Annotated in this window: 13 protein-coding genes; 5 read left to right on the top strand and 8 right to left on the bottom strand. The window is 72.5% G+C overall.

The window, feature by feature from the left end:
- The 4 genes from BGO22_RS12465 to BGO22_RS12450 form a co-directional block, all read right to left on the bottom strand.
- The coding region (locus BGO22_RS12465) for a filamentous hemagglutinin N-terminal domain-containing protein (protein ID WP_286851084.1) at nt 1-493 on the bottom strand (493 nt) is incomplete at its 3' end.
- Nucleotides 494-698: 205 nt separating this feature from the next.
- Nucleotides 699-1,406, bottom strand: a complete 708-nt coding sequence (locus tag BGO22_RS12460; protein WP_204743371.1) for a BON domain-containing protein — start codon at nt 1,404-1,406, stop codon at nt 699-701.
- Nucleotides 1,403-2,023 (bottom strand): SIS domain-containing protein, encoded by a 621-nt coding sequence (locus tag BGO22_RS12455; RefSeq protein ID WP_286851083.1) that lies wholly within the window; start codon nt 2,021-2,023, stop codon nt 1,403-1,405. The genes BGO22_RS12460 and BGO22_RS12455 overlap by 4 nt, the downstream gene beginning before the upstream one ends.
- A gap of 28 nt (nt 2,024-2,051) precedes the next feature.
- Nucleotides 2,052-2,456: a YraN family protein gene (locus BGO22_RS12450; protein WP_286851081.1), complete on the bottom strand. Its 405-nt coding sequence runs from the start codon at nt 2,454-2,456 to the stop codon at nt 2,052-2,054.
- Here BGO22_RS12450 and rsmI point away from each other — a divergent pair, their 5' ends adjacent.
- Nucleotides 2,457-3,380: a 16S rRNA (cytidine(1402)-2'-O)-methyltransferase gene (rsmI, locus tag BGO22_RS12445; RefSeq protein ID WP_070399402.1), complete on the top strand. Its 924-nt coding sequence runs from the start codon at nt 2,457-2,459 to the stop codon at nt 3,378-3,380. It begins immediately after the preceding gene.
- On the opposite strand, the gene BGO22_RS12440 is transcribed toward rsmI, so the two are convergent.
- Entirely contained in the window at nt 3,371-3,688 is a 318-nt protein-coding gene (locus BGO22_RS12440) for a hypothetical protein (protein WP_286851079.1), read from the bottom strand. The two genes, rsmI and BGO22_RS12440, sit on opposite strands and share 10 nt — an antisense overlap.
- 152 nt (nt 3,689-3,840) lie before the next feature.
- Between BGO22_RS12440 and BGO22_RS12435 the strand changes: the two genes are divergently transcribed.
- The 3 genes from BGO22_RS12435 to BGO22_RS12425 are packed head-to-tail and all read left to right on the top strand — an operon-like array spanning nt 3,841 to nt 6,221.
- Entirely contained in the window at nt 3,841-4,488 is a 648-nt protein-coding gene (locus BGO22_RS12435) for a DUF502 domain-containing protein (protein ID WP_070399400.1), read from the top strand.
- Between the two features lie 49 nt (nt 4,489-4,537).
- Nucleotides 4,538-5,170: a dioxygenase family protein gene (locus BGO22_RS12430; protein ID WP_286851077.1), complete on the top strand. Its 633-nt coding sequence runs from the start codon at nt 4,538-4,540 to the stop codon at nt 5,168-5,170.
- 28 nt (nt 5,171-5,198) lie between these two features.
- A complete protein-coding gene (locus BGO22_RS12425) occupies nt 5,199-6,221 on the top strand; it encodes a metal-dependent hydrolase (RefSeq protein WP_286851075.1) in 1,023 nt (340 codons plus the stop codon).
- Nucleotides 6,222-6,228: 7 nt separating this feature from the next.
- On the opposite strand, the gene BGO22_RS12420 is transcribed toward BGO22_RS12425, so the two are convergent.
- Both BGO22_RS12420 and BGO22_RS12415 read right to left on the bottom strand, forming a co-directional pair.
- Complete coding sequence (locus tag BGO22_RS12420; RefSeq protein WP_286851086.1) at nt 6,229-7,728, bottom strand: phospholipase D family protein; 1,500 nt, start codon at nt 7,726-7,728, stop codon at nt 6,229-6,231.
- A 65-nt stretch (nt 7,729-7,793) separates the two neighbouring features.
- Entirely contained in the window at nt 7,794-8,264 is a 471-nt protein-coding gene (locus tag BGO22_RS12415) for a CopD family protein (RefSeq protein ID WP_286851074.1), read from the bottom strand.
- A 146-nt stretch (nt 8,265-8,410) separates the two neighbouring features.
- On the opposite strand from BGO22_RS12415, the gene BGO22_RS12410 reads away from it, so the two are divergent.
- Complete coding sequence (locus tag BGO22_RS12410; protein ID WP_286851072.1) at nt 8,411-9,385, top strand: hypothetical protein; 975 nt, start codon at nt 8,411-8,413, stop codon at nt 9,383-9,385.
- A gap of 6 nt (nt 9,386-9,391) precedes the next feature.
- On the opposite strand, the gene dinG is transcribed toward BGO22_RS12410, so the two are convergent.
- Nucleotides 9,392-11,458 (bottom strand): ATP-dependent DNA helicase DinG (dinG, locus tag BGO22_RS12405; RefSeq protein ID WP_286851070.1); only part of this gene is annotated, 2,067 nt, incomplete at its 5' end.

Genomic DNA, 11,458 nt, shown 5'->3' with positions numbered 1-11,458 from the left:
TGGTGAGCGTGACGCCGCTGGCGTTGAGGAAGGCCGCGCCGTCGACCTGGATGCCCGAGGGGTTGGCGATGACCACCTCGGCGCGCTGGCCGGCCACTTCAATCGGGCCCTTGAGCCAGCTGGGGTCGCTGGAGTTGACTTCGTTGAGGATGATGCGCGCGCCACCCGTGGCCAGCCAGGGGTTGCCCGCCACCCAGCCGCCCAGCTGGGTCTGCGCCTGGCCGCGGCTGTTGTTCAGGATCGCCCCCGCGGCGCCCACATCGAACTGGCGGTAGCTGTTGCGGCTGACACCCGCCGCACTGGGCGTCTGGATGTTGACCAGTGCCACGCCCTGGCCCGCCGACAGCACCGTCGGCCGCTGGCGCCCCGGCGCCCCAGGGTCGGCCACGATCTGCGGCCAGGCTGGCGTACCGATCGACCAAGCACCCATGGCCACGGCCACCGCCATGGCCATGCGCTGAAACACCATGCGCTGGCGCGTCTTGCTGCTCATCCCCTGCCCCCTGATGCGAGTCACAACGCCGCGCCATGGGCACGGAATGCACGATCACATCAGCGCGAGGCAGAACGCCGAATACCGCCTCAACAGTAGTTGGGGAAAGCTTGAGGGATTCTTGAGGCCAGTCGCACGCCCCGCCCACTGTCGGGGACGGGTTCCATCACAACTCACTCACGGGGTGTTGCGCACCCCGTCGCGCTCACTGGCGCGGCGCGGTGGTCGCAGGCGCGCTGCTGCCCGGCGGCGGCGTCACGACGTTCGAGGGCTGAACGGACGGCTCCGGCGCCAGTCGCTTCAGCTCTTCTTCGGTCAGCACCTCGAATACGCGCACCACGCGCTGCACGCCGTCCACGTTGCGGGCCACGTGGGTGGCGCGCTCGGCTTCCTTGGCGGTGACACGGCCCATCAGATACACCACGTTGTTGGTGGTGGTGACCTTGATGGCGGTGGTGGGGATGTCGCGCGCGTCCACGAAGCCCGCCTTGACGCGGCCCGTGATCAAGGTGTCGGTGGTGCGCTGCGAGAAGCCCGGCGAGTTGATCACCTGCAACTCGTTGACGATGCTGCGCACGTTGTCCACGCCCGAGACGATGCTCTGGGCCTCGGCCTTGGTGGCCTCGTTCTGCACCTCGCCGGTGAGCAGCACCTGGCGGTTGTAGCTGTTGACGTAGACATTGGCGCGCCCGCCCAGCTGATCGCGGATGCGGCTGCCGGCGCGCATTTCGATGGTCTGGTCCTCCAGCTGCGTGGCCGAGCTGCGGCGGTCGGAGGCCACCAGCGCGGTGCCCACGGCCGCGCCGCCCAGCACCAGCGGCGCGCAGGCGGACAGCACGAGCGACAGGCCGACAGCCCCCAGCACGGCGGTGCCCAGGCGGGTTCGGTTCGCGGAAGGTCGGGTCGTGGTCATGCGGGGTTCTCCGTGTCGATGGGGGTGGAATCGGGCAGGCCGAGCAGTTGGGCGTCGAGGCCGTCGGCCAGGCAGTGCAGCACCAGCAGTTGCACCTCGAGCACGCGCGAGGCTTGCTCGTGGGGGACGCCAATGTGCACGTCGGTGTCGCGCAGCAGGGCGGCCACGCGGCCACCGCGCGCGCCGGTCAGGGCCACCACGGTCATCTCGCGCTCGTGCGCGGCCTCGATGGCGGCCACCAGGTTGCCGGCCTGGCCGTCGGTGCTGAAGACCAACAGCACGTCGCCCGCGAGACCCAGGGCATGGATCTGGCGCGCGAAGACCTGTCGGCCGTCGAAATCGTTGGCGATGCCGGTGAGCACAGCGGCGTCGGCCGACAGGGAGTGCGCGGCCAGGCCGGGGCGGTCGCGCTCGTGGCGGCCCAGGATGTGCACCACGAACTGCTGGGCCAGCGCGGCACCGGCGCCGTTGCCGCAGGCCAGCACCTTGCCACCGCCCGTGAGGCCGGCCAGCAAGGCCGACACCGCGCCCTCGACCAGAGGGGCGAGCACCGGCGCGCTCTGGTACTTGAGGTCGGCGCTGTCGATGAATTGCTGTTGAATGCGCTGCACGAGCATGGGCGCGATGATAGCCGTGGGCCTCGTGTCAAAAAGAAAACGGATCGCTGGCGTCGAATGCCGCGCGCAGCCATTGAAGCTCCCCGCCGTCGCCGTGGATGAGCACGGCGTCGAAGCGTGCACGTGGCATGGACCGCTGCCGCGCCAGAAAGTGCCGCGCCGCGAACACGATGCGCCGGCGCTTCGTGGCATCGATGCTCGCGGCCGCTCCGCCATAGGCCCCTGATCGGCGCTGGCGCACCTCGACGAAGACCAGCGTGCCGTCGGGCTCCCGCATAATCAGATCGATCTCGCCGCCGCCGCGCCCGGGCGTGCGGAAGTTGCGCTGCACCAAGCTCAGCCCCTGGCCTTGAAGGTGCGCCAAGGCCCTGTCCTCGGCCCGCTGGCCGGTCTCGCGCGCCGGCTTCGGCGCCCCTGATGGAAACCACCGCACGTGTCACCCCCTGCCCTTGAACTGCTCCACGCCGCGCGCGCCGCGGCGGGTGCGCAGCATTTTCCGCAGGGCGCGCTGTACATGCTGGCCACCCCTATCGGGAACCGCGCCGACATCGGCCTGCGCGCCCTGCACGTGCTCGACCTGGCCGACTGCGTGGCCTGCGAGGACACGCGCCACACCGCCGCGCTGCTGCAGTCCTATGGGCTGCACAAGCCGCTGATCGCGGCGCATGAGCACAACGAGAGCGAGGCCGCGGTGCGCGTCGTCGCCCTGCTGCGCGAAGGCCAGCGCGTGGTGTACGTGAGCGACGCCGGCACGCCCGGCGTGAGCGACCCCGGCGCGCGCCTGGTGGCCGCCGTGCGCGACGCCGGCCTGCGCTGCGTGCCGGTGCCCGGCCCCAGCAGCCTGACAGCGCTGCTGAGCGTGAGCGGCCACACGGGCTGGGACGGCGGTTTCCGCTTCGCCGGCTTCCTGCCGGCCAAGGGCGCGGAGCGTCAGCGCGGGCTGCAAGCCATCGCCGATGACCCACAGGCCTGTGTCCTGCTCGAAGCGCCGCACCGCATCGAGGCGCTGGCACGCGACCTGGCCGCGGCCCTGGGGCCCCGCCCGATCACGCTGGGGCGCGAACTGACCAAGCAATTCGAGGAGGTGGTGCACCTGGCGGCCCACGCCTTGCCGGGCTGGCTGGCGGGCGACGCGAACCGCATCCGCGGCGAGTTCGCGCTGCTGGTGCACCCGCGCGAGGGTTCATCCCCCGAGGACGACGCCTTGCCCGAGGCCGCCCTGCGCGTGCTCGACCGCCTGCTCGCGGACCTGCCACTCAAGGCCGCCGTGAAAGCGGCCGCCGACATCACCGGCGCGCCGCGCAACGCGCTGTACGAGGCGGCGCTGGCGCGCCGCGCGCCACCGCCTCAGGGCTGAGGCCGGCGCGGCTCCTCGACCTCGCGCGCATCCACGTCCACCACCTCGCCGCGCGGCGCAGCGCCCGGCGCGGCCGGGCCAGCGCGCCACACGCCCTGCGAGTACTGGCGCGAACGCTCGCGCATGCGGCCGAACACCACCAGCGGCGCCGGCCGGCGCCCGGTGAACAAGACCCACAACGACATGCCCGCCACGGCGAGCACCGAGGCCAGCAACAGGCTCACCAGGAAGACCGCCGCGGCCAGGCCCAGCGCCAGGCGCAGTGCAAAGCCGACGACGCGGCCCAGCAGATCGGCAACAGGATTCATGGGTGAGAGAGCGGATGGGGTCACGTGAGTTCCGGCGTCCCGCGGCGGAAATGCGGGCGAATCCGGCACCTGGGGGCGGGCACGGCCATTGCAAGGCCCGCCCGTCGGCGGCATTCGTTCGCCACCAGGGACTGCTATTCTCCCCCACGCCCATGAAATCGACCCTGACCCGAACCTTCCTGCGCGGCCTGATCACCTTCCTGCCGGCCGCCCTCACGCTGTACGCGCTGTACCTGCTGGTGGTGTGGACCGAATCGCTGACGCGCGCGCTCATCAGCCCCTTCGTCGGCGACTTCTACCTGCCGGGCCTGGGCATCGTCATCGTGGCGGCGCTGATCTTCGGCCTGGGTGTGCTGGTCTCGCGCCCCGAGGTCGCGCGCGTGCTCTCGGTGGTGGAGCTGCCCTTCACCAACCTGCCGGTGGTCAAGAGCATCTACTCCTCGCTGAAGAACTTCGCCGACTACTTCGCCCCGCACGACAAGGACCACCCGCAGCAGCAGGTGGTCCTGCTGCGCGCACCGGGCGGCGAGATGTCCATCGTCGGCCTGGTGACGCGGCAAAACTTCAGCGGTCTGCCCGGCGCGCTCGGTGAACTCGATCAGGTGGCCGTCTACCTGCCCATGGGCTACATGATCGGCGGCTACACGGTGTTCGTGCCGCGCAGCTGGGTCACGCCGGTCGAGATGTCGGTGGAAGAGGCCATGCGCTCTTCGCTGATCGCCTGGATGGCCTCGGCCCGCGACAACGGCCGCGAGGCCGCGCCCGACACCCCGCCCCCACCGGGGCGCGAACCCTACTGATACGAGGCGGCGCGCGGAACTCACCGGCCACCCGCGCTTCGAAACCGCCATGGCCACCCCCACTCCCGCCCGCACCCGCCGCTCCCTGCTGCTTGGCAGCGCCGCGCTGATCGCCGCCCCCGGCTGGCTGAGCCCGGCCATCGCGCAAGGCGGCCTGCGGCCCACGCCCCCCCAGACCGAGGGCCCCTTCTACCCCGTGGCGCTGCCCGCCGACACCGACGCCGACCTGCTGCGCAACGGCCAGGTGCGCTACGGCAAGGGCCAGGCCGCCTGGGTCGAGGGCACGGTGGTCGATCTGGACGGTCGGCCCCTGCGGGGCGCGGTGGTCGAGATCTGGCAATGCGATGCGGACGGGCACTACCACCACCCGGGCGACGGCGACCGCGCCGATCCGGCCTTCCAGGGCTTCGGCCGCGCGGCGCTGGACCGCGAGGGCCGCTACCGCTTCCGCGCCCTGCGCCCCGTGCCGTACACCGGGCGCACGCCGCACATCCACGTGAAGGTGAAACTGGACCGCATGGAGCTGCTCACCACCCAGCTCTACGTGCAGGGCGACCCCGGCAACCCGCGCGACGGCCTCTGGCGCCGGCTGGACGAGGCCGCCCGCGCGGCGCTCACCCGGCCGTTCACGCCCGACGGCGATGGCGTGAAGGCCACATTCCCCATCGTCGTCCAGGCCTGATGGAGCGCCGATAGCATCGGCGTCCACCATGGACTCACTCACCCAGATCGCGCTCGGCTCCGCCGTCACCATGGCCGTCATGGGCCGGCGCACCGCCGCCTGGAAGCCCGCCCTGTGGGGCGCCATCGCCGGCACCCTGCCCGACCTCGACGCCTTCATCGACCACGGCGACGCCGTGCTCAACATGGTGTTGCACCGGGGCGAGTCGCACGCGCTGTTCTACCTCACGCTGTTCGCGCCGCTGCTGGCCTGGGGGGTGTCGCGCCTGCACGGCGAGGGCGCGCTGTTTCGGCGCTGGTGGCTGGCCCTGTGGCTGGCCCTGGTCACGCACCCGCTGCTGGACACCATGACGGTCTATGGCACGCAGTTGCTGCTGCCCTTCAGCAACCACCCCTTCGGCGTGGGCAGCGTGTTCATCATCGACCCGGCGTACACCCTGCCCCTGATCGTGGGCGTGGTGTGGGCGCTGTCGGCGCCGCGCACCGGGCTCAGGGCCAACGCCATCGGGCTGCTGCTGAGCAGCGCCTACCTGGCGTGGAGCGTGGCGGCGCAGCACCACGTGGCCCAGGTGGCGCGCGACTCGCTGCGCCAGCAGGGCATCGCGGCCGATCGACTGCTGGTGACACCGGCGCCCTTCAACACCGTGCTCTGGCGGGTGGTCACCGTGGGCCCCACGCAGTACGCCGAGGGCCACTACTCGCTGCTCGACGAAGGCCGCGCGATCGACTGGCGCCGCTACACCCGCGGCGCCGCGCTGGCCGAGCGCCACGCCGGCGTCGAGGGCCTGCGGCGCATGGCCGCGTTCACCCACGGCTTCTTCCGCGTCCTGGAAGACGGGGGCCGGCTCTACGTGACCGACCTGCGCATGGGCCAGGAGCCGCACTACACCTTCCACTTCGACCTCGGCACCGAAGCCGAGCGGGCGAACGGGCCGCGCGCCTCGCGCCTGCAAGGCATGCGCATCGACGTGGCGCAGGGCCTGGACTGGTTGTGGCGCCGGCTGTGGGGCGAGCGGGTGGCGCCACCGGGGTTGCGGGCCCAGGCCGACTGAGCGCCGGCTACAGCAGCCACTCGATGGGCAGCAGCGACAACAGGCCGATCCAGGCGCTGCGCCCCAGGCCGACGCCGGGCTCGCGGTTGTGGCGGATCTCGCGCCCGCCTTCGCCGCGCTCGATCCAGACCAGGCCGCCCTGCCCGTCCAAGCGCACCGCGTAGGCGGCGGCCGGGATCTCGCGCCCGAACGCGCGCTCCACCGCCTGGGCCATGGCCGGGCTGTCGATGATGAAGCCGAGTTCGGTGTTGAGCCGCACCGAGCGCGGATCGAAGTTCATGGAACCCACGAATACGCGCTGGCCGTCGATGGCGAAGGTCTTGGCGTGCAGGCTGGAGCCCGAGCTGCCCATCAGGCCGGAGCGGCCGGGCACCGTGGCGCCGCGCCGCATTTCATACAGCTCCACGCCCGCGCGCAGCAGCGCCTGGCGGTGGCGCGCGTAACCCGAGTGCACCGCGGACACGTCGGTGGCCTCCAGCGCATTCGTCAGGATGCGCACGCGCACACCGCTGGCGGCCAGCCGGGCGAACACGTCCACGCCCGCGTCGGTGGGCACGAAGTACGGCGACACCAGATCCAGCGAGGCCCGCGGCGGGCGCGCCAGGATGCGGCGCAGCTGGTGGGCCAGCAGGTCCTGGTCGCGCGCCTGTCCCAGGCCTTTGCGCGGGTCGTCGCTGACCATCTCCACCTGGGCCCACAAGGGCTCCAGGGTGCCCGCCAGCAGATCGGGCAGGAAGCGCGACGCGCGCAGGGCCTCGGAGAAGCGCGCGGCGCGCGGATCCTGGCGCGCCAGCGCCTCGCTGTCCGGGCGCGCGTCGGCCGCGCGCCCGGCCGGCACGATGCGATCGATGGGGTAGGACGAGCCGCTGGCCCAGTAGCGGTCGAAGTCCGCCGACAGGTCGGGCAGCACCGCGCCGGTGGCCAGCACGTCGAGGTCGGCGAAGAGCACGCCATCGGTGGCGCCGAAGTATTCGTCGCCCACGTTGCGCCCGCCCACGATGGCGGCCTGGTTGTCGGCGATCAGCGCCTTGTTGTGCATGCGCCGGTTGGCGCGCGAGAAGTGCGTGAGGTAGCCCAGGGCCTTGGGGTGGCGCACCGAAAACGGGTTGAACAGCCGCACCTCGATGCCGGGGTGGGCGTCGAGCGCCAGCAGCGTGGCGTCCATGGACTGGCCGTTGTCGTCCAGCAGCAGGCGCACGCGCACGCCGCGCGCGGCCGCCTGGCGCAGTTCGTCCAGCAGGGCGTGGCCGGTGATGTCGTCGCGCCAGATGTAGTACTGCACGTCCAGCGTGCGCTCGGCGGCGCGCGCCAGCAGCATCCGCGCCGCGAAGGACTCCAGCGCGTCCTCCAGCGCCAGGATGCCCGACTGCCCCGGGTGGGCCGCCGCCTGCGGCGCCAGGGCGCGGCCCAGTGCGGTGCCGGCCGCTTCGGCCGGCGCCAGGGCATGGGATTCGGTCCGCCCGTCCAGCGGGGGCAGCGCGCAGGCCGGCAGCAGGACGGACAGCATGGCGATCAGGCCGGCGGTGGCGGCGCGGCGCAGGCGGGCGGGGCCAGGTGTCGCACGCACGTCGCTCAGGTCAGCAGCAGCGCGAGGGCGATGATGGCCACGCCGATGACCAGGTTGACCAGCACCCATTGGCGGATCGAGGCCATCGCCGCGCCGGCGGCCGGCCAGTCGCTGGCCGCCACGGCGCGCGACAGGCGCTTGAACAGGGCGAAACGGATGTGGCCGAAGATGGCGATCATCAGGATGCCCAGTGCGCCCATGAGGGTCCAGTCCAGCGGCATGGCGAAGTTCACGCCCGCCTGCACCGACTCCTTGGCCACGCGGCCGATCATCCACAGGCCGGTGACCAGCGCCAGCAGCGCGGCCACCAGCACGCCCCGGAAGAAGCGCTGCATCACCGCGTGCAGCAGGCGCAGGCGTTCGGGCGGCGGCAGCACCGTCACGGAAGGCCGCAGGCAGACGTGCGCGAAGGCCATGCCGCCGACCCAGAAGACGATGGCGAGCACGTGGAGGAGTTTGAGGACGGCGTAGAGCATGGCGATCGGGTGGAGAGGGGAAGAAAGCGGCCGGCGGTGGGCCCGGGGCATCGTAGCAAAGGGCGTTCGGCGCGGCGGCCCGGCCCGAGTCGGTGATATCGTGCGCGGCGCCGCCGTCACCCCTATCGTTCAGGAGACCCCAGCAGATGCCGTCGATCAGCCCCCTGTTGCGCAGGGCCATGGCCTTGCTCGCCCTTGGAAGCCTGGCCGCCTGCGGCGGCAACTCCTCTCCCTCACCAGGCCCGGCCCCCGCCCCCGCGCCCCCGCCCGCACCGGCGACCACGCTCAGCCTCAGCGTGTCGCAGCTGGCGCTGGCGGTGTCGGGCACCGCACGAACGCTCACCATCACCAATACCGGTGCCAACGCCGCGCTGAACCTGGCCCTGAACACCACGGGCCTGCCCGCGGGCACCAGCCAGATCTCGACCTGCGGCGCCACGCTGGCGGCGGGCGCCAGTTGCACCGCCACCGTCACGCCCGGCGCCACGCCCACGGCCGCACCAGGCAACGCCGCCCCGACGTCCGCCTTGCTCGAGGTGGAGGGCAGCAACACCAACAGCGTGAACGCGGCGCTCCAGGTGATCACCTTTGGCAGCTGGTACCAAGGCGGCTGGGTGTTCGACCTTGACGACACCACCGTCGCCAGCGGCAGCGTCGGCGGCAAGGTCGCCGCGCCCAGCGACGCCACGCCGATGGGCGACTGGGGCCCTGCCAGCCTCATGGGCGCCAGCAGCCTGACCGACGGCGCCAGCAACACCAACCAGATCGTCATGGCCGTGGGCGCCATCCCGTCCGCGGCGGGCCGTTGCCAGGACAGCGCTGCGAGCGGGTTCTCCGACTGGTACCTGCCCGCCATCTGCGAACTGGGCTACACCTTCGGTGGTGGCGTCTGCGGCACGCAGGCGGCGCCGCTGCTCGCGGGCAACATGCAGAGCCGCCTGAAGGAGAACGGCGACATCGGCGGCATCGCCGACAGCTGGTACTGGAGCTCCAGCGAGGCCGCGGCCTCGCCCACCACCTCCGCGCACCTGCACCGTTTCGACCCCACGCTGACGCAGCAGGCCATCGTCAACAAGGTGAACGTTTTCCCGGCCCGCTGCGCCCGCGCCCTCACCCCCTGAGCGGCCTCACACGTCGGCCGTCACCCCCGCCTGCCGCCGCTGCAGGCGGTAGGGTGGCAGGCCCTGCAGCATGCGCCGGCCATAGCCCTGGCGCAGCAGGCGGCCGTCGTAACAGACCACGGTGGCCTCGTCGGTCTCGGTGCGCAGCGCGCGCCCGGTCCACTGCAGCAGGCGCGCGCCGGTGGCGGGCACCACGAGTTCGCTGAACGGGTCGCGGCCCTGGCTCTTGAGCCATTCGGCGCGCGCCTGGCCCACCGGGTCGCTGGGCGAGGCGAAGGGCAGCTTGGTGATGAACACCCATTCGCACAGCTCGCCCGGCAGGTCCAGGCCTTCGCCGAAGGACTGCAGGCCGAACAGGATGGAGGCCTCGCCCTCGCCCACGCGCTGCGCGTGCCGCTTGAGCAGCACCGTGCGCGAGGCCTCGCCCTGCGCCAGCACGCGCTCGCGCAGGCGCGCGTGCTCGCCACGCTCCAGCAACTGCTGGGCCGATCGCATCTGCGCGCGCGAGGTGAACAGCACCAGCGCGCCGCGCTTCACCTCGCGCAGGTCGGCCAGCAGCAGGTCCAGCATCTCGCGCGTGTAGCCGTCCACGTCCTTGGGGTCGGCGCGGGTCTGCACCACCACCAGGCGGCCTTGTTTCGCGTGGTCGAAGGGGCTCTGCACCTCGCGCGTGGCCACGGCGGCGTCCCAGGCCAGACCGGCCTCGTGCAGGAAGTGGTCGAAGCCGCCGCAGGTGACCAGCGAGGCCGAGGTGACCACCGCGCCGCGCACCTGGCGCCACAGGTGGCCGCTGAGCAGGCTGCCCGGTTGCAAGGGACAGGCGTGCGCGCTCATGGCCACCATGCCGCGCTCCACGCGGGCCTCGATCCACTTGGCCTGCGGTGGCGCACCCTCGCTGGCCAGCAGCAGCCACTGGCTGGTGGTGTCGTGCAGGCTTTGCAGGCGCGGCGCGAAGCGGCCGATGCGCGCGTAGTGCTCGGCGCAGCGCGCGGCCTCGCCGGGGTTGTCGCGCGCGTTGGCGCGCAGCTGCGTGGCCAGGGCCTCGGCCAGCTTGAGCAGGCGCTGGGCGTGCCCCTGCAGTTGGGCCAGGGGCTCGGCCCAGCCGGCCGGCAGGGCGCCCGCGTCCAGGCGGTGCACCAGCGGCGGCGCTTCGGCCGGGTGTTCGCGCACGGCCGGGCCGAGCAGGTCCATGCCCAGGCGCGCCAGATCGGCCAGCGCCGCCTTGGCGCCGCGCGTGGCCTCGGCCAGGTCCAGGTCGTGGCGGTGCGCGATGGCGCGCGCGACCTCCTCGAAGGCCTTGGGCAGGGGGTCGAGCCAGCCGGTGCGCATCAGGTCCATCTGCGACGTGAACTGGCCCTGGGCCACCGAGGGCAGGTGGTGCGCTTCGTCCAGCACCAGGTAGCAGTCGGCCGGCGCGGGCAGCGCGTGCAGGCCCAGGGTGGACAGCAGCAGGTCGTGGTTGACCACGATCACCTGCGCCTGCGCCAGCCGGTTGCGCGACTGGTAGTAGCTGCAGCTGTTGTAGGCCGGGCAGTGGCGCGCGGTGCAAGTGTGGCGCTCGGCCGCCACCGGCGCCCAGAGGGCGGGATCGGGCGGTTCGTCGAGGCGGTCGCGGTCGCCGTTCCAGTCGCCTTGGTCGAGCGCGATGGTCCACTGCGCGTACTGGCGCGCGCGCTGCGCCCAGTCGTCCTTCGCGGCGCCGCTGGCTGGGCCGGCGCCCTCCTCGCCGAACAGGTCGGCGTCCTGCGCCTCGCCGCCGGCCAGCTGGTCCAGCTTGAGCCGGCAGACGTAGCGCCCGCGCCCCTTGGCCAGGGCGTAGGCAAAGGGCTGGGGCAGCAGCGCGGCCAGCGCGGGCAGGTCTTTGTTGATGAGCTGTTCTTGCAGCGCCACGGTGGCGGTGCTGATGAGCACGCGCTTTTGCTGCGCCAGTGCCAGCGGGATCACCGTGGCCGCGTAGGCCGCCGACTTGCCCACGCCGGTGCCGGCCTGCACCACGGCGATGCCGCGCTCGGGCGCGCCGGCCTCGCCCGAGACGCTGTCGTCGCCCAGCTTCACGCCGGCCAGGGTTTCGGC

Origin of the sequence: Hydrogenophaga sp. 70-12, assembly GCF_001897365.1 — a bacterium.
GTDB classification, from domain to species: domain Bacteria; phylum Pseudomonadota; class Gammaproteobacteria; order Burkholderiales; family Burkholderiaceae_C; genus Hydrogenophaga; species Hydrogenophaga borbori.
This window is presented reverse-complemented; position numbering and strand designations above follow the sequence as displayed.